Raw genomic sequence first — 16,508 nt, 5'->3', positions numbered from 1 at the left:
ACCGCCGCGCGTCCGGCGGCTTCGCCCGGAACGGTGCGTTTTTGCTCCGCCGGCGTGCCTCCACACACATGACCGAGGGCGACGGGAGCGGCGGCGGGGGACCGGACGGCGACGACGAACTCACCTACGCGGACGCGGGCGTCGATATCGACGCGAGCGAGGCCGCCACCGCCGCGCTGATCGGCGCGGTCGGCTCGGACTCCGACGCGGACGGCTCGGGGAGCGACTACGCGGGCCTCCTCGATATCGGCGACCGCTACCTCGCGCTCGCGACCGACGGCGTCGGGACGAAGCTCCTCGTCGCGGAGGCGCTCGGCGACTACTCCACGGTCGGTATCGACTGTATCGCGATGAACGTCAACGACCTCGTCGCGGCCGGGGTCCGCCCCGTTGCGTTCGTCGACTACCTCGCTGTCGACGAGCCGGACGAGCGGTTCGCCGAGCAGGTCGGCGAGGGGCTCGCTCGCGGCGCCGAGCTGGCGGACATCGAACTCGTCGGCGGCGAAACGGCCGTGATGCCGGATGTCGTCCGCGGGCTCGACCTGGCCGGTACGTGCGCGGGCCTCGCCGCGAAGGACGGCGTGTTCGACGGCCGCGCGGAGCCGGGCGACGCGCTCGTCGGCTGGCGCTCGTCGGGGATCCACTCGAACGGGCTCACGCTGGCGCGCGAGGCCGTCACGCGCGACCACGCCTACGCGGACCCCTGCCCGTTCGGCGACTACGAGACGCTCGGCAACGCGCTGCTCGAACCGACCGCGATATACACCGACCTGCTCGACCCGATGCGCGACCACGGCGTCCGCGGCGCCGCCCACGTGACGGGCGGCGGCTGGACGAACCTCGACCGCCTCGGCGATCACCGCTACGTCGTCGACGACGCGTTCGACTCGCAGCCCGTCTTCGAGTTCGTCCGGTCCGAGGGGAACGTCTCCGACGAGGAGATGTACCGCACGTTCAACATGGGGACGGGGTTCGTCGCCGCGGTCGACGCCGACGCCGCGGACGCGCTGGCCGACGCGACCGACGGTCGCGTGATCGGCCGCGTCGAGGACGGCGCGGCGGACGCCGGAGGCGACGGCGGGGCGAGCGTCGCGATCCGCGGGCTGGAGTTGTGAGCGGTCGCGTCCGAGGTACCGGCGATCGTTGCGGCCGCCGCGGAGCGGCGGCGGGGCGTGCCGCCGACTGACCCGTTATGACCGGCCACCGCGTAGGCCGAGTCAATGACGGACGGGGCCGTATCGGAGGAAGAGAGCGGGACCGAAGCCGACGGCTCCGAGGACGACGGGGACGGACGGGCCGAAGAGTCGGCGCACGTCGAGGACGTGCCGGACGGCGCGGGGTGTACGGAGATCTGGGAGCAACTGTCGGAGCGGCGCGAGGAGTGAGCTACTGCGACAACTGCGCCGCAATGTCCGCCTCCGTGATGATTCCGACCGTCTCCCCGCCGTCGGTGACCATCACCGCCTTGTAGTGGTCGAGGAGGTTCCGGACCTCGTCGACGGTCGCCGACGGCGCGACCGTCGGGAACGACTCGCTCATCACCTCGCTGACCGGGTGGTCGCCGACGTTCTCGCCGGCGTGGACCACGTCGCCCTGGCTGATCGACCCGACGGGCACGCCGTTCTGGAGAACGGGGAGCTGCGAGTACGCCTCGGCCTCCATCAGATCGACCGCCTCGCCCACGGCGTCGTCGGGCGCGACGCTGATCACGGTCTCGTTCATCAGGTCGGCCGCGCGCACGACCTCGCCCTCCGCCTCTTGGAGGGCGTTGACGATCCGGCGCAGCGTCGAGAGCCGCGGGTCGACGTCGCCGCCCTCGATCCGCGCGATGAGTGGCTGGGAGACGTCCGCGGCGTCGGCGAGTTCGCTCTGGGTCAGCTCCAGCGCGGTCCGGCGCTCGCGGAGGTCCTGTGGCGTCGGCAGTTCCATGCCGGCTAATTACTTAGGGTTATTAGAAAAGCTTTCGGCACCGACCGGGCACCGGGATCGCTCCCGGCAGATCCGCCCGACGCCCCGCGTCCGTGCCTATCGCTCCGGCTCTTCGTCCTCGTCCGCGTCGGTCTCGAAGACGTCGATGACTTCGAGGGGAACGTCGCGGAGGGCGCCGCCGACCTCGCTTTTCGCGATCCGTTCCGCGTGCTCCTCGCTGTCGGCGTTGAACACGTCGATCTCTAGGAGCAGCCCTACGAGGGCCGTGTTCGCCGCGAGGAACGCGGCGTCGAACGGCTCGCCGCAGGCCGGACAGCCGGTGACGCCGGGCTCGACCTCGACGTACTGCTTGTCCGTCTCGTTGAGTCGCTTGCCGGCTTCGCTGACCGCGACGCCGATGGCGTCGTCGGTCTCCTCGACGTCACGGACCAACCAGGCGGCTTCCATCGCGACTTCGTAGTTGCTCATACGCGGTTGGAGAAGCCGCAGGGTTTCTTGTCTTGTGGTTTGGCCGCGGTCGAAAACGAGCCGTCGATCGCGCGGAACCGGCGGCGAGACGCACCCTACAGGCGGTCGACGATCGCCGCGGTGACCTCGTCGGTCGTCGCCGAGCCGCCGAGGTCGCCGGTGCGCGGGCCGTCGGAGAGGACGCCCTCGACCCCGTCGCGGACCCGCTGCCCCGCCTCGACGTGGCCGAGGTACTCGAGCAGCATGGCCGCCGAGAGGACCGCCGCGGTCGGGTTGGCGACCCCCTCGCCCGCGATGTCCGGGGCCGTGCCGTGGACCGGCTCGAACAGCGCGTTGTCGTGGCCGATGTTCGCCGACGGGAGCAGACCGAGGCCGCCGACGAGCCCGGCCGCGAGGTCGGAGAGCACGTCGCCCGCGAGGTTCGGGCAGACGATCACGCCGTACTGGCCCGGGTCGAGCGGGAGCTTCGTCGCGAACGCGTCCATCAGCTCCTCGTCGGCGTCGACGCCGCGCTCGTCTGCGACCGCCGCGACCTCGTCGCGGAACCGGCCGTCCGTCTCGCGCATCACGTTCGCCTTGTGGGCGACGGTGAACCCCTCCTCTGGGTCCCCGGCGGGGCCGCGCCCGTCCTCGACAAAGTCACAGGCGTACTCGGCCAGCTCGCGCGAGGCCGACGACGTGACGACGCGCGTCAGCGTCGAGAGGTCCTCCGAGAGGCGGTCCTCGTGGCCCGCGTAGACGCCCTCGGTGTTCTCGCGGAGGAACACCACATCCGTCTCCGGCCGGAGCGCGTCGACGCCCGGGAGCGCCTTCGCGGGCCGGACGTTGACGAACGAGTCCACCGCCTCGCGCAGCGGGAGGATCACGTCGGCGGCCGTCTCGCCCGCCGCGCCGAACAGCGTCGCGTCCGCGTCGGCCACCAGGTCGTACGTCTCGTCGGGGAGCGCCTCGCCGGTCGCGTCCCGGGTCGCGTCGCCCGCGTCCCCGCGGACGAACTCGAAGTCGGGGTCGAGCGCGTCCAACACCTCGACGGCGGCCGGCACGACCTCGCGGCCGATGCCGTCGCCCTCGATGACGACGATCTCGTCGGTCATCCGGCTCAGTCGTCCCCCTCGACGTACGGCAGGTCGGCGACCGTCTCGTCGACCTTGCTCCGGTTCGAGTACATCAGCGCGGTCGTGTCCCAGATTCCCTCGACCAAGGCCTCGCGCATCGCGTCGTCGACCTCGACATCGATGACGGTGTCGCCATAAGTGACCGTCTCCCCTTCCACGTCGACCTCGATGTCGCCGTCGGGGTTCGCCTCGATCCACTCTTGGAGCTCGACCACGGTCTCGTGGTCGGCGGTGACCGCGGGGATGCCGAGCGACTTACAGTTGTCGCGGAAGATCTCGGCGTAGGACTCGCCGACGACGCCGTCGACGCCCCACCGCATCATCGCCTGCGGCGCGTGCTCCCGGGAGGAGCCGCAGCCGAAGTTGGAGTTAACGACCGCGATCGACGCGCCCTCGAAGCGGTTGAGCGGGTGGTCGTTGAACTCCCCGTCCTCGTCGCGCCGGGCGTCGTAGAAGAGGTAGTCCGCCATGTTGTCGAACGTGACCTCCTTCATGAACTGCGCCGGCAGGATCTGGTCGGTGTCGACATCGTCGCCGGGGATCGGGACGCCCGTGCCCGAGACCTCGGTGATGTGTTGGTCGTCGCCCGCGTTGGCGTCGGGGGCCATCAGTCGGCCACCTCCTCGACGCCGCCCGCGCCGCCGGTCGGCCCGTCGTCCAGGTAGTCGCGCGCGTCGACGACCTCGCCCTCGACGGCCGCGGCCGCGACCATCGCGGGGCTCATCAGCACCGTCCGCCCCTCCTTCGAGCCCTGCCGGCCGACGAAGTTGCGGTTCGACGATGACGCACACACCTCGCCGGCGCCGAGCTGGTCGTCGTTCATCGCGAGGCACATCGAGCAGCCGGCGCGCCGCCACTGGAAGCCGGCCTCGATGAACGTCTGGTCGATGCCGCGCTCCTCGCACTGGGCGCGGACCGTCTCCGAGCCGGGCACGGCGAGCGCGCGCACGTCCTCGTCGACGCTGTGGTCCTCTAGGATCCGCGCCGCTTCCTTGAAGTCCGAAAGGCGGCCGTTCGTACAGGTGCCGAGGAACGCCACGTCGACGTCGTACCCGAGCATCGACTGCCCGGGCTCGACCTCCATGTGGTCGATCGCCTTCTCGGCGGCCTCCCGGTCGGTCCGCTCCTCGAAGTCGTCCGGGTGCGGCACCGCCTCGTCGATCCCGACCACCTGCCCGGGGTTGATCCCCCACGTGACCAGCGGGTCGAGTCCGTCGGCGTCGACCGTGACCACGTCGTCGTACTCGGCGTCGTCGTCGGAGGCGATCGATTCCCAGTACCGCTTCCGCTCCTCGAACGCCTCGCCCCCGGGGACGTACTCGCGGCCCCGCAGGTACTCATAGGTGGTCTCGTCGGGGTTGATGTACCCCGCGCGGGCGCCGCCCTCGATGGACATGTTACAGACGGCGAGCCGTCCCTCCATGTCGAGCGCCTCGATTGCGGGGCCGCCGTACTCGTACACGTGGCCGACGCCGCCGTCGACGCCGAGGTCCTTGATCACTTTCATGATCACGTCCTTGGCGTAGACGCCCTCGCCGAGCTCGCCCTCGACTTCGATCCGGCGGACCTTCTGCTTGTCCGCGGCGATACAGCCGGTCGCGAGCACGTCGCGGATCTGGCTGGTCCCGATGCCGACGCCGATGGAGCCGAACGCGCCGTGGGTCGCCGTGTGGCTGTCGCCGCACGCGACCGTCATCCCCGGCTGCGAGAGGCCGAGTTCGGGGGCGACGACGTGCGTGATCCCCTGCTTCCCGGAGTCGAATCCGAAGAAGGTGATCCCGCTCTCGCTCGTGTTGCGTTCGAGCGCCGAGAGCATCTCCTCGGCCTGGTCGTCGGCCAGCGGGCGCTCGCGCTTGTCCGCCTCCGTCGGCGCGATGTGGTCGGTGGTCGCGAACGTCCGCTCCGGGTACGCCACGTCGAGGTCGCGCTCGCGCAGCATCCCGAACGCCTGCGGGCTCGTCACCTCGTGGACGAGGTGGAGCCCGACGAACAGCTGGTCCTGCCCGTTCGGCAGCTCCGTCACCTTGTGGCGCTCCCACACCTTGTCGTACAGCGTTCCCTCGCTCATCGGGCGTCACCCCGGACCGCCGCGCAGTCGGAGGACCGACCGCTCACCGCTACGCCCATCAGGCGGTCACCTCGGCGCTCTCCTCCTCCTCGTCGCCCTCGGCCGACTCCTCCCACGCGAACAGGCCGCGCAGCTCCTCGCCGACGGCCTCGATCTCGTGGGTCTTCTCCGCCTCGCGGAGCTGGGTGTAGGAGGGGCGGCCCGCCTGGTTCTCCGCGATCCACTCGCGGGCGAACTGGCCGTTCTGGACCTTCTCCAAGACCTCTTCCATGTTCTCGCGGGCGTGTTCGTCGACGACCACGTCGCCCTGCGTGAGGCCGCCGTACTCGGCGGTGTCGGAGACGGAGTCCCACATCCCGCCGAGCCCGTCCTCGTACATCAGGTCGACGATGAGTTTGAGTTCGTTGAGGCACTCGAAGTACGCCATCTCGGGCGAGTACCCGGCGTCGACAAGCGTCTCGTACCCCTGTTTCACCAGCGAGGTGACGCCGCCGCAGAGCACCGCCTGCTCGCCGAACAGGTCGGTCTCCGTCTCCTCGCGGAACGACGTCTCGACGACGCCGGCGCGGGTACAGCCGATCGCGGCCGCGTACGCGAGCCCCTCGTCGTGGGCGTCGCCGGTGGCGTCCTGGTACACCGCCAGCAGGCCGGGCGTCCCCTGGTCATTCTCGTAGTTGCGGCGCACGAGGTGGCCCGGCGACTTCGGCGCGACCATCGTCACGTCGACGTCCTCGGGCGGTTGGATCTGGTTGTAGTGGATGTTGAACCCGTGCGCGAACTGGAGCGTGTCGCCCGCGTCCAGGTTCGGTTCGATCGCGTTCTCGTACACGTCCGGCTGAACCGTGTCGGGGACGAGGACGCTCACCACGTCGGCCGCGGCGACGGCGTCCGCGGGGGCCTCCACGCGGAGCCCGTCGCCTTCGGCGGCGGCCCGGGAGGAGCTGCTCTCGCGGAGGCCGACGATCACGTCGACCCCGCTGTCGGCGAGGTTCTGCGCGTGCGCGTGGCCCTGCGAGCCGTAGCCGAGGACGGCCACCGTCTTGTGCGCGATCGCCTCCTCGTCGGCGTCTTCGTCGTAGTATACTGTCGAGTCGAACGTCTGCGTGTCGTCTTCGGTCATGTGTATCGTTGTGAGTTCCTGTGTGGTCGCGTGTCAGTCGTCGTGCGTGGTCGGTTCGGCGGCCGTGCCGGGCTTCTCGCCGGGCGCCGTGGGGGTGTTACCCCGAGCGAGGGCTGTCGGCCCCGTCCGCGCGATCTCGACGATACCGAACCGGTCGAACGCGCCGATCGCGTTGTCGATGCTTGCCTTGTCGCCGGTGAGTTCGACGGTGATCGTCTCGGGGCCGGCGTCGACCGTCCGGCCGTCGTACATCTCGGCGACCGCGTGGACCGCCGCGGGGTCGTCGGCCTCGATCTTCAGCAGGACGAGCTCCGAGGTGACCGCGTCGCCGGCGACCTCGCCGACCGAGATGACCGGCTTCAGCTTCGACATCTGCTTTTCGATCTGGTCGATCCCGGGGTCCGTCTCCTCGACGACCATGGTGATCCGCGAGTGACCGTCGACGGTCGTCGGCCCCACGGTGAGGCTCTCGATGTTGAACTGGCGGCGGGAGACGAGGCCGGAGACGCGCGCCAGCACGCCGGGCTCGTCCTCGACGAGTGCCGAGATGACGGCGCGGTGCGACTCGTGTTCGGCCTCGACGACGGGGTCGATCCGGATCCCCTCGAGGTTCCGGCGCCCCTCCGGGTGGTTGCGCTCGTTCGGACCGGGCTGTTCGCCCGGGAGCGGCCGGGAGTCGGCGCCGGGCGCGACGGGCGACCCGCCGTCGGCCGCCGCGGACGCCTCATCGCGCCCGGTGTGCGGCTCCCCGTCGGACGCCGCGGTGTCGTCGCTCATAGCTGGTCCTCCGCGGCCGCGAACTTCCCGTTCGCACCGCCGCTCGGCACCATCGGCAGGACGTTCTCCGCGGGGTCGACGTGGAAGTCGACCACGGCCGGCCCGTCATAGTCGAGGGCTTCCTCGACCGCGGGCGCGACCTCGTCGTAGTCGTCGACGCGGAGACCGAGCGCGCCGAACGCCTCCGCGAGCTTGTCGAACTCGGGCATCCACGTGTAGTCGGAGGCCATGTGTCGGCCCTCGTAGAACGCGTCCTGCCACTGGCGAACCATCCCGATGTACTCGTTGTTGAGCACGGCGATCGTGATGTCGAGCTCCTCGCGGACCGCGACCGACAGCTCCTGCATCGTCATCAGGAAGGAGCCGTCGCCGTCGAAACACACCACGTCGCGGTCCTCCTCGCCCATCGTGTCGGCCGCGACCCGCGCGCCGACCGCGGCGGGCACGCCGTACCCCATGGTCCCCAGCCCGTGGGAGGAGACCCACGTCCGCGGCTCCGTGTACGTCCAGAACTGCGAGGCCCACATCTGATGCTGGCCGACGCCGGTCGTGACGATCGTGTCATCGTCGGTCGCCTCGTCGAACGCCTCGACGACGAACTGGGGCTTCAGCGGCTCGTCCTCGGGCGTCGCGTACGTGAGCGGGTACGTCTCCCGCCACTCGTCGCACCGGTCGCGCCACGCCTCGGCGTCGGGCGCGTCGCGGACCGCGGCGGTCAGCTGGTCGAGGACGCGCCCGGCGTCGCCGATCAGCGGGTAGTCGGCGTGGACGTTCTTCGAGATCTCCGCGGGGTCGATGTCGACGTGGATCACCTCGGCCTCGGGCGCGAACGTGTCGATCCCGCCCGTGAGCCGGTCGTCGAACCGAGTGCCGACCGCGATCAGGCAGTCGGTGTGGGTGATCGCCAGGTTCGCGTAGCCGGTTCCGTGCATCCCCGCCCACGAGAGGCAGAGGTCGTCGTCCTCGGGGAACGAGCCGATCCCCGGCATCGTCGTCGTCACCGGGATCCCGTAGCTCCGGGCGAACGTCCGCGCCTCGTCGCTCGCGTCCGCCTTGATGACGCCGCCGCCGAACAGACAGACGGGGCGCTCGGCGGCCTCGATGGCGCGCGCTGCCTCCTCGACCGACTCCGCATCGGCGTTCGGGTCGGGGTCGGTCCCCGCGGGCGGCGTCGCCGGACCGGGCGTCCGGTCGGTCTCGTCCTGCGTGACGTCCTTCGGGAGGTCGACGAGCGTCGGCCCGGGGCGCCCCGCGCGCGACAGCTCGAACGCCTCGCCAACGGTGTCGCCGACGGTGTCGGCCCCGCTCGCGAAGTAGTTGTGCTTCGTGATCGGGCGCGTGACGCCGACCGTGTCGGTCTCCTGGAACGCGTCGTTGCCGACGAACTCCGTGGGCACCTGCCCGGTCAGCGCCAACATCGCGTCGGAGTCCATGTCGGCGTCGGCGATGCCGGTGACGAGGTTCGTCGCGCCGGGGCCGGACGTGGCCATACAGAGCCCGGGTTCGCCCGCGACGACGCCGTACGCGTCGGCGGCGTGCGCGGCGCCCTGCTCGTGGGCCATCGTCACGTGCCGGACGGAGGAGTCGTACAGGGCGTCGTAGACAGGCATGATCGCGCCGCCCTGAACGCCGAAGGCGGTCTTCGCGCCCGCGGCCTCGAGGGCGGCAACGACTGACTCGGCGCCCGTCGAGACGGGCCCCGCCGTCTGGTGTTCGTCCGGTTCGGTCGGCTCCTCGGTCGCGGCCGCCGTCGAGCCGTCGTCCGACTCGTCCGCGTCGGATCGCGGCTGTGCTGCTGTGTCGCTCATTGTCGTGGTTGGTGTGGCATCTGGTGGGTCGTCGTGTGGGTCGCTGCGAACGCGCGACGGGCGGGCCCGCGCCGCGTCCCTCGGGGGCGCGGCTTCGCGCGTCGAGAACGGCTCGGCCGCCGACGTTCGGCGGCGCGTCGCGTCGGTGAGGAAGGGGTAATGTAGGGGCTTATACCCCTACAATGATCGGCGCGACGGCTCCGGACGCGGTAGCGCGTTCCGCGAGCGCGGTGTGCCGTCGCATCTCGCCCGAAGCAACGCGGCCGGGGTATAAATTCCTGTCGGGCGTCCGGAGCGGAACGCCGTCGGGACTGCTCCCGCGACCGCCCTCGCGGTCGCTCGGGGGGCGCTCCGGTCGGGGAGTGGGTCATCAGACCCGGACCTCCTCCTCGCGCGTGACGTTCGCCTCCTCGGCGAACCGCTCGACGTCGCCCGCGGTCACCTGCCGCTTGCCGGCGCCGTACTCCTTGACCCGCTTCGTGATCGTCCGGACCTCGGAGTCGGTCGGGTCGAAGCCGGCCTCCACCAAGTGCTTGCGCACGCTGTGGGTGCCGGTGTGTTTGCCCAGCACGAACTCGCGCTCGGCGCCCACCATCTCCGGAGTCATCACGCCGGTCTCGAACGTGTCGGCGTTCTCGATGACGCCCGCGGCGTGGATGCCGGACTCGTGGGCGAACGCGTTCCGGCCGGTGATCGGCTTGTTCGCGGGCACCGGGATGTCCGAGGCCTCCTCGACGATCCGGGCCAGCTTGGTGATCTGGGTCGTGTCGATGCCGGTGTCGACGCCGTACACCGACTCGACGGCCATGACGACCTCCTCGTAGGCGGCGTTGCCGGCGCGCTCGCCGATGCCGTTGACCGACACCTGCGCCTGCTCCGCGCCGTTCTCGAAGCCCGCGACGGCGTTGGCCGCGGCCATCCCGAAGTCGTCGTGGGTGTGGACATCGACGCGGGCGTCGGTGGCCTCGACGACGGCGTTCACCGTCTCGCCGAAGCTGGTCGGCATCCCGACGCCGCAGGTGTCGGGGATGTTGATCCAGTCGGTGCCGGCGTCGGAGACGGCCTCGACGATGTCGATCAGGTAGTCCGGGTCCGTTCGAGTGGCGTCCATCGGCGAGAACATACACTCGACGCCGGCGTCTTTCACCTTCTCGACCGCGTCGACCGCGCGCCCCTTCGCCTCCTCGCGGGTCGCGTGCATCGAGTCCTCCAGCTGGACATCACTGGTGGAGACGAACACGTGGACCATCTCGACGCCGGAGTCGATGGCGGCGTCGATGTCGCCGTCGACGACCCGGGCCAGTCCGCAGACGGTGGTGTCCGTCGCGGCGGCGATGTCGCTGACGGCCTCGAACTCCGCGTCCGAGTTGACCGGGAACCCCGCCTCGATGACGTGGGTGTCCATGTCGTCTAGCGTCGCCGCTATGCGGCGTTTCTCGTCGTAGCTGAACGATGTCCGTGGTGACTGTTCTCCGTCTCGCAGGGTCGTGTCGAAGATCCTGACAGGACCGATATCGACGTTAGAAGCTATCGTGCCCTGGAAGAACTCGATCCGCCGGGGTGTCCGACGAAGCCTCCGTGATGTCTGTCATCGATTCACGACAAGACAGTCGAGTACTTAATCGTTTGGACAATCGCAAAATCGGTGCGGACCGGCAGTTCGGAGCCGAAGAGGCGAAGAGCAGTAGATCGCATGACTGCGGCGGTGTCAATACACCTTAAGGAGGTAATACACACACCGGGGATCCGGCACGTATTCCGATTCGGAAGTCAGTTAATAAGTGGTCTCGACGTTCGTTTCGTTCGTACTGCGGGCGGCCGGCGGTTCACGCGCGAGACGAGTCAGCGAGTCTCACGGCGCTATCTCCACCGTGATCGGCGGTCGGTCCGCACCGATATCCGGGTCGACCGGCGGACGCGCCGCTACCGACCGAGCGCGTCGGTCACCTCGCGCCGGAGCGCGACGAGGTCGGGGTCCGCCCGCTCGCGGGGCCGGTCGATTTCGACATCGACGACCGACGCCACCCTCCCGGGCTGCCCGCCGAGCACGACGACGCGGTCCGCGAGGTAGACGGCCTCCTCCACGTCGTGCGTGACGAGGACGACGGTCGTCCCGCGCGCGTCCCAGACGTCGAGCAGGTGGTCCTGCTGGTCCGCCTTCGTCAGCCGGTCGAGCGCGGAGAACGGCTCGTCGAGCAGCAGCACGGCGGGGTCGTAGGCGAGCCCCCTCGCGAGCGACACGCGCTGAGCCATCCCGCCGGAGAGCTCTTCCGGGCGGCTCCTGGCGAACCCGTCGAGCCCGACCGTCTCGATCAGGTCGTCGACGCGCTCGCGAGCCGCCGGGGTGTCCGGGTCGACGTCGGCCGGGAGTCCGACGGCGACGTTCTCCCGGACGTCCGCCCAGTCGAGCAGCCGCGGTTCCTGGAACACCATCCCGACGGCGTCGCTGCCCCCCTCCCTGACGTCCGCGCCGTCGACGGCGACGCGCCCGGCGAACTCGGCTTCGAGTCCGGAGAGCACGCGGAGCAGCGTCGACTTCCCGCACCCGGAGGGGCCGACGACCGCGACGAACTCGCCGTCCGCGACCGCGAGGTCGACGCCGTCGAGCGCGACCGTGTCCCCGTACCGCTTCCGGAGGTCGTCCACCGCGAGGACGGGGTCAGCGTCCGACGACACGGTCTCTCACCTCTCTGACCGCGACGTCCGAGCAGTTGCCGAGGAACGCGAACAGCAGGATCGACCCCACGATGATGTCGGGCCGCGCGAGGGTCCGCCCGTCGCTCAGCAGGAATCCGATGCCCTGACTCGCCGCGATCAGCTCGGCGGCGACGACGAACATCCACGCCAGTCCGACGCCGCCGCGGATCCCAACGAGCAGGTCCGGGAGCGCGGCCGGGAACACGACCCGGCGCAGCGACTCGACGCGCCCGAGGTCGTACACCTCGGCGACCTCCAACAGCTCCTCGTCGACCGCGGCGATGCCGGTCGAGAGGTTGAGGTACACCGGGAAGAACGCGCCGACAGCGATGAGCAGCACCTTCGCGCTTTCGCCGATGCCGAACCAGAGGAGGAACAGCGGCACCCACGCCAGCGACGGGATGTTCTTCAGGCTCTGGAGGAGCGGGTCGAGGAGGTCGCTCGCGGTCCGCGAGAGCCCGGTGGCGGTCCCGAAGACGGTTCCGACGACGATGCCGAGGCCGGCACCGAGAACGACGCGCTGGACCGTGATCGCGACGTGGCCCCACAGCTCGCCGGTGGCGGCCATCCCGTAGAGCGTCTCCGCCACGCGCAGCGGGGTCGGCAGCTGGTACGCCGCGATGATCCCGGTCGCGACGACGAGGTGCCAGACGACGACGAGCGCGGCGGGGACGAGCAGCCCGAGCAGGGGCCGGAACCGGCTGGCAGCGGGGAGGGGAACCGGGCCGAGGCTGCGAGACTCGGCGCCGCCGGCCGACTCGCCGGCCGTCGACCCACGGCCGGAGTCGGAGTCGCGGGACACCCCGGACTCCCGGCGGGTGTCGGCGGCCATCTCAGACGACCTCGCTCGCGAACTCGGAGTCGATCAGGTCGTCGACGTTGCCGGCGGGGTCGGCGTCGTCGGTCACGAGCCCCTCGCGTTCGAGAATCGGCGAGAGGTCCGCGAGCAGTTCGCGGTGGGGCTCGCCCGGGATCGGCTCCGAGAGGTCGTTCCGCTGGGTGAACACGCGCTCCGCGACCGGCTCGGACATCTCGGAGGCGTCGGCGAGGATCCCGGCGGTCGCCGTCGGGTTCCCGATCGCCCACTCGCGGCCCCGCTCGTAGGCCTCGATCACGCGACGCGCGTCCTCGGGCCGGTCGGCGAGGAACCCGTCGAGGAAGTTCAGGAACCCGTACGTGTTGTACCGCGGCTCGCGGAAGAACAGCTCCGCGCCGTCGTGTTCGAGCTCCAACTCGGCCATGTGCGGGTCGAGTCCGGCCCACGCGTCGACCTCTCCCCGGACGAGAGCGGACTGTCCCTCGGGGTGCTGGAGGTTGACGACCTCGACGTCCTCCTCGCTCAGCCCGGCGTCGTCGAGCGCCTGAAGCAGGAAGAAGTACGGGTCCGTCCCGCGGGTGGCGGCGACGCGGCTCCCTTCGAGGTCTTCGACCGATTCGATCCCGGTCTCCTCGAACGTGACGAGCGCCGTCCACTCCGGCTCCGAATAGACGTACGGCGTCGTTATCGGCACGCCGTTCGTGCGGGCCATCAGCGCCGCGATTCCGGCGGTCGAGGAGACGTCGGCCTCGCCGCTCTGGGCGTACTCGTTCGCTTGGTTGCTCCCGAGGCTCAACACCCACTCGACGTCGGTTCCGGTGTCGGCGAACGCCGCTTCGAGCCACCCTTTCTCGCGCAACACGAGACTGACCGGGTTGTAGTACGCGTAATCGACCGTCACTGTGCCCGAGTCGCCGCCTCCGCCCGCGCAGCCGGCGAGCAGCGAACCGCCGATCGCCGCGCCGGTGCCGCGGAGGAACTGTCTTCGCTCCATCGTACCTCCGCATACCGGTGCCACTCATAAGCCAATATGGCTATGGAGAATATTTAATTGCGTCTATGATGTTTTGGAGTTATTCATTGCCGGGTCGTGCGTCGTGGTGGCACGGGCGTCGACGGTCGCGACACGGATGCTGACGGGCGGACGGGCGCTTTCGACAGATGGGCGATCGGGAACGGAGCCGCTCGTCTCGCGTTCCGGGTCCCGGATCATGCTGCCGGTTGCTCGCGCTGTCCGCTCGGGGGAGATCAGAGAACGACGGCGGCAGCGTGCCGAGAGAGTCGGCGTTCCGGCTACATCCCCATATCGGCGGCGGCGTCCGGCACCGGGAGGTCTGGGACGGCGGCGCCGAGCAGCTCGGCCGCGTGGTCGAGCGCCATGTCGAACCCGTAGTAGCGCTCCAGTTCGTCGCCGTCCGGACCGGTCCGGACCTTCAACATCGCGTATCCGTCGGCGTTCTGCGCGACGGTCGCCTCCCGACCGTCCCGCGAGAAGGTGAGCCGTCGCTCGCCGTCGGTCTCCTCGTACCGCGCCTCGATGCCGTTCGCCGACGCGGCCTCCGTGTCGGTCATACAGGCGTTACGGGCCGGTCCCTGTCGAACCTGTCGGTCGCCGAGACCGGGCGATCGGTCGCGAGCCGTCCGGTGCCGTGGCCCCGGTGCCGGGCGGCCTGCGGCCGCGGAGCTAGCGCGGGTCCCACCCGTTGAACTCGCTCCCCGACTCCAGTTCGGGGTCGAACGCGTCGATGACGCCGCCGAGCGTGTCGTACCCTCGGCGACCACGGCGATGTCGACGATCGCTTCGTCGTCGGTCCCGACCCCGCGGGCGATGGTACCGCGTTGGTGCTACTCGTACCGGTTGCCGATCTCGCTCGATACCGCCAAGATGACCAGTTCACGCTCCCGTTCGGTGAGCCGGCTGTCGGTCCACAGCGACTCGGGGAACGACCAGAGGCCGGCGAGCACCGCGGGGTTGTTGCCGAGCGACCGGCACACGTGAAGCGGTTCCCCTGAAGCGACGACCCCGAGAGCTCCCCGTACTCGTCCGGCACGTCAGACGCCTCTGCGTAGGGAACGCGGGCCATGGCGAAGGGCTCGCACCCGCGAGGCATAGGTGTACGCCACTCGGTACCGTTCGCTGCGACCGGTTCGGGCCGGTCCGCGGGGATCCGCGATAGCAAGCTTAAGGGACGCCACGCGCCAATCGGCGGCAATGAGTACCGAGGTGACCCGTCGGCGCGCGTGGGTTATCGCCGCTCGGCCGCAGACGCTCCCTGCCGCGGCCGCACCGGTGATCGTCGGCGTCGGGCTCGCGCTCGCCGACGGGGTGTTCGCCCCGCTGCCCGCGCTCGCGGCGCTCGTCGGCGCGGCGCTGATCCAGGTCGGCACGAACTTCGCGAACGACTACTACGACGCGATCCAAGGGGCGGACACCGACGACCGCGAGGGGTTCACGCGCGTCGTCGCCAGCGGCCTCATCGAGCCGGCCGAGGTGAAGCGGGCGATGTGGCTCACCTTCGCGGCCGCGATCCTCGTGGGGACCTACCTCGTCGCCGTCGGCGGCGTCCCCATCCTCGTGATCGGGCTCGCCTCCGTGGCGGCCGGGATCGCCTACACCGGCGGGCCGTACCCCCTCGGCTACCACGGGCTCGGCGACCTCTTCGTGTTCGTCTTCTTCGGCGTGATCGCGGTGACGGGGACCTACTACGTTCAGGCCGCCGCGCTGCTCGCAGGGTGGTTCCCGGCGGGGCCCCCGGAGGGCACCGTCGCGCTCGCGGCGGTGGTCGCGAGCCTCCCGATCGCCGCGCTGTCGACAAACATCCTCGTCGTCAACAACCTCCGCGACCGCGAGGAGGACGCCTCGACGGGCAAGCGCACCCTCGCCGTCCGGTTCGGCTACCGGTTCGCTCGCGCCGAGTACCTCGCGCTGCTCGCCGTCGCGTACCTCGTCCCCGTCTGGTTCGCCGCGCGCGGCGACGGGCTCGCGACGCTGCTCCCGCTCGTCACTCTCCCGCTCGCGGCGACCGTCGCGCGGACGGTGCTCACCGAGACCTCGGGCGAGGCGCTCAACCCCGCGTTAGAGTCGACCGGCAAACTGCTCGCGGCGTACGCCGTCGCGTTCGCCGTCGGGTTGGCGGTGTGACCGACGACGACCCTCGCGGCGAGGCCTCGGTCACGGTCGTGCGCCACCGCCCATTCGCGCTCGACCTGACCCGACCGCTCGGAACCGCACGCGGCGAGATCCGTCGCCGGGAAGGGTTCGTGATCACGGCTAGACGCGGCGGCGACGAGTCAGGCGCGGTCGGCCTCGGCGAGGCGACTCCGCTCCCAGGGTGGACGGAGTCGCGCGACGCCTGCGCGGCGGCGCTCGGCGACCTCGAAGCCGGGAACATGTCCGAACCGGTCCCGGGAGTTCCGGACGCGGAATCGACGCCAGCCGCGCGACACGGCGTCTCGCTCGCGCTCGCCGACGCCGCAGCTCGCGACGCGGGACGGCCGCTCGCGGAGCAACTCGCCGTCGAGGCCGGCGTGACCGCGACGCCCGCTGACGCCGTCCCGGTCAACGCGACCGTCGGGGACGGCGGGCCGGCGGAGACCGCCGCCGAGGCGACGCGTGCGGTCGAGGAGGGGTTCGACTGCCTGAAGCTGAAGGTCGGCGCCCGCGACGTCGACGCCGACGTCGAGCGCCTCCGCGCGGTCCGCGACGCGG

Annotated in this window: 18 protein-coding genes; 4 read left to right on the top strand and 14 right to left on the bottom strand. The window is 70.6% G+C overall.

Annotated elements, in window-relative coordinates:
- Positions 1–68 precede the first annotated feature (68 nt).
- Positions 69–1,115, top strand: a complete 1,047-nt coding sequence (gene purM, locus B9G49_RS05425) for a phosphoribosylformylglycinamidine cyclo-ligase (RefSeq protein WP_086215690.1) — start codon at positions 69–71, stop codon at positions 1,113–1,115.
- Between the two features lie 105 nt (positions 1,116–1,220).
- The gene (locus B9G49_RS16690) at positions 1,221–1,385 is read left to right on the top strand and encodes a hypothetical protein (protein ID WP_198943816.1); all 165 of its coding nucleotides are present in this window, start codon (positions 1,221–1,223) and stop codon (positions 1,383–1,385) included.
- A gap of 1 nt (position 1,386) precedes the next feature.
- Here B9G49_RS16690 and B9G49_RS05420 read toward each other — a convergent pair whose 3' ends face one another.
- From B9G49_RS05420 to B9G49_RS16970, 14 genes are all read right to left on the bottom strand, one after another.
- A complete protein-coding gene (locus B9G49_RS05420) occupies positions 1,387–1,929 on the bottom strand; it encodes a CBS domain-containing protein (RefSeq protein WP_049929872.1) in 543 nt (180 codons plus the stop codon).
- 96 nt (positions 1,930–2,025) lie between these two features.
- Entirely contained in the window at positions 2,026–2,397 is a 372-nt protein-coding gene (locus B9G49_RS05415) for a DUF555 domain-containing protein (protein ID WP_006113355.1), read from the bottom strand.
- Between the two features lie 95 nt (positions 2,398–2,492).
- Entirely contained in the window at positions 2,493–3,491 is a 999-nt protein-coding gene (locus tag B9G49_RS05410; RefSeq protein WP_086215689.1) for an isocitrate/isopropylmalate family dehydrogenase, read from the bottom strand.
- Positions 3,492–3,496: 5 nt separating this feature from the next.
- Complete coding sequence (gene leuD, locus B9G49_RS05405; protein WP_049929874.1) at positions 3,497–4,120, bottom strand: 3-isopropylmalate dehydratase small subunit; 624 nt, start codon at positions 4,118–4,120, stop codon at positions 3,497–3,499.
- Entirely contained in the window at positions 4,120–5,580 is a 1,461-nt protein-coding gene (gene leuC, locus B9G49_RS05400; RefSeq protein ID WP_086215688.1) for a 3-isopropylmalate dehydratase large subunit, read from the bottom strand. Before leuC ends, leuD begins: the two co-directional genes overlap by 1 nt.
- A 58-nt stretch (positions 5,581–5,638) precedes the next feature.
- Positions 5,639–6,700: a ketol-acid reductoisomerase gene (gene ilvC / locus B9G49_RS05395; RefSeq protein ID WP_086215687.1), complete on the bottom strand. Its 1,062-nt coding sequence runs from the start codon at positions 6,698–6,700 to the stop codon at positions 5,639–5,641.
- 33 nt (positions 6,701–6,733) lie between these two features.
- Positions 6,734–7,477 carry an acetolactate synthase small subunit gene (gene ilvN / locus B9G49_RS05390; protein WP_086215686.1) on the bottom strand — a complete coding sequence of 248 codons (744 nt, stop codon included), beginning with the start codon at positions 7,475–7,477 and terminating at the stop codon, positions 6,734–6,736.
- On the bottom strand, positions 7,474–9,285 hold the full coding sequence (ilvB, locus tag B9G49_RS05385; RefSeq protein ID WP_086215685.1) for a biosynthetic-type acetolactate synthase large subunit: 1,812 nt from the start codon (positions 9,283–9,285) through the stop codon (positions 7,474–7,476). Before ilvB ends, ilvN begins: the two co-directional genes overlap by 4 nt.
- Positions 9,286–9,655: 370 nt before the next feature.
- On the bottom strand, positions 9,656–10,816 hold the full coding sequence (locus tag B9G49_RS05380) for a LeuA family protein (RefSeq protein ID WP_179235213.1): 1,161 nt from the start codon (positions 10,814–10,816) through the stop codon (positions 9,656–9,658).
- A 392-nt stretch (positions 10,817–11,208) separates the two neighbouring features.
- Positions 11,209–11,961: an ABC transporter ATP-binding protein gene (locus B9G49_RS05375; RefSeq protein ID WP_086215683.1), complete on the bottom strand. Its 753-nt coding sequence runs from the start codon at positions 11,959–11,961 to the stop codon at positions 11,209–11,211.
- The gene (locus tag B9G49_RS05370) at positions 11,945–12,814 is read right to left on the bottom strand and encodes an ABC transporter permease (protein WP_086215682.1); all 870 of its coding nucleotides are present in this window, start codon (positions 12,812–12,814) and stop codon (positions 11,945–11,947) included. Before B9G49_RS05370 ends, B9G49_RS05375 begins: the two co-directional genes overlap by 17 nt.
- Before the next feature lies 1 nt (position 12,815).
- Positions 12,816–13,793 carry an aliphatic sulfonate ABC transporter substrate-binding protein gene (locus B9G49_RS05365; protein WP_049929884.1) on the bottom strand — a complete coding sequence of 326 codons (978 nt, stop codon included), beginning with the start codon at positions 13,791–13,793 and terminating at the stop codon, positions 12,816–12,818.
- A 299-nt stretch (positions 13,794–14,092) separates the two neighbouring features.
- A complete protein-coding gene (locus B9G49_RS05360) occupies positions 14,093–14,371 on the bottom strand; it encodes a hypothetical protein (RefSeq protein ID WP_086215681.1) in 279 nt (92 codons plus the stop codon).
- A 273-nt stretch (positions 14,372–14,644) separates the two neighbouring features.
- Positions 14,645–14,794, bottom strand: a complete 150-nt coding sequence (locus B9G49_RS16970; protein ID WP_233125168.1) for a carboxymuconolactone decarboxylase family protein — start codon at positions 14,792–14,794, stop codon at positions 14,645–14,647.
- Between the two features lie 217 nt (positions 14,795–15,011).
- Between B9G49_RS16970 and B9G49_RS05350 the strand changes: the two genes are divergently transcribed.
- Together B9G49_RS05350 and B9G49_RS05345 are read left to right on the top strand one after the other, a co-directional pair.
- The gene (locus B9G49_RS05350) at positions 15,012–15,941 is read left to right on the top strand and encodes a 1,4-dihydroxy-2-naphthoate polyprenyltransferase (protein WP_086215680.1); all 930 of its coding nucleotides are present in this window, start codon (positions 15,012–15,014) and stop codon (positions 15,939–15,941) included.
- The coding region (locus B9G49_RS05345; RefSeq protein WP_343124397.1) for an enolase C-terminal domain-like protein at positions 15,938–16,508 on the top strand (571 nt) is incomplete at its 3' end. The genes B9G49_RS05350 and B9G49_RS05345, both read left to right, overlap by 4 nt.

Source organism: Halorubrum sp. SD683 (assembly GCF_002135045.1).
Classification (GTDB): Archaea; Halobacteriota; Halobacteria; order Halobacteriales; family Haloferacaceae; genus Halorubrum; species Halorubrum ezzemoulense.
This window is presented reverse-complemented; position numbering and strand designations above follow the sequence as displayed.

What these genes read in the sequence shown, in the direction of transcription:
- purM (WP_086215690.1), top strand. Translation starts at nt 69, where the DNA reads ATGACCGAGGGCGACGGGAGCGGCGGCGGGGGACCGGACGGCGACGAC.
- B9G49_RS16690 (WP_198943816.1), top strand. Translation starts at nt 1,221, where the DNA reads ATGACGGACGGGGCCGTATCGGAGGAAGAGAGCGGGACCGAAGCCGAC.
- B9G49_RS05420 (WP_049929872.1), bottom strand. Translation starts at nt 1,929, where the DNA reads ATGGAACTGCCGACGCCACAGGACCTCCGCGAGCGCCGGACCGCGCTG.
- B9G49_RS05415 (WP_006113355.1), bottom strand. Translation starts at nt 2,397, where the DNA reads ATGAGCAACTACGAAGTCGCGATGGAAGCCGCCTGGTTGGTCCGTGAC.
- B9G49_RS05410 (WP_086215689.1), bottom strand. Translation starts at nt 3,491, where the DNA reads ATGACCGACGAGATCGTCGTCATCGAGGGCGACGGCATCGGCCGCGAG.
- leuD (WP_049929874.1), bottom strand. Translation starts at nt 4,120, where the DNA reads ATGGCCCCCGACGCCAACGCGGGCGACGACCAACACATCACCGAGGTC.
- leuC (WP_086215688.1), bottom strand. Translation starts at nt 5,580, where the DNA reads ATGAGCGAGGGAACGCTGTACGACAAGGTGTGGGAGCGCCACAAGGTG.
- ilvC (WP_086215687.1), bottom strand. Translation starts at nt 6,700, where the DNA reads ATGACCGAAGACGACACGCAGACGTTCGACTCGACAGTATACTACGAC.
- ilvN (WP_086215686.1), bottom strand. Translation starts at nt 7,477, where the DNA reads ATGAGCGACGACACCGCGGCGTCCGACGGGGAGCCGCACACCGGGCGC.
- ilvB (WP_086215685.1), bottom strand. Translation starts at nt 9,285, where the DNA reads ATGAGCGACACAGCAGCACAGCCGCGATCCGACGCGGACGAGTCGGAC.
- B9G49_RS05370 (WP_086215682.1), bottom strand. Translation starts at nt 12,814, where the DNA reads ATGGCCGCCGACACCCGCCGGGAGTCCGGGGTGTCCCGCGACTCCGAC.
- B9G49_RS05365 (WP_049929884.1), bottom strand. Translation starts at nt 13,793, where the DNA reads ATGGAGCGAAGACAGTTCCTCCGCGGCACCGGCGCGGCGATCGGCGGT.
- B9G49_RS05360 (WP_086215681.1), bottom strand. Translation starts at nt 14,371, where the DNA reads ATGACCGACACGGAGGCCGCGTCGGCGAACGGCATCGAGGCGCGGTAC.
- B9G49_RS05350 (WP_086215680.1), top strand. Translation starts at nt 15,012, where the DNA reads ATGAGTACCGAGGTGACCCGTCGGCGCGCGTGGGTTATCGCCGCTCGG.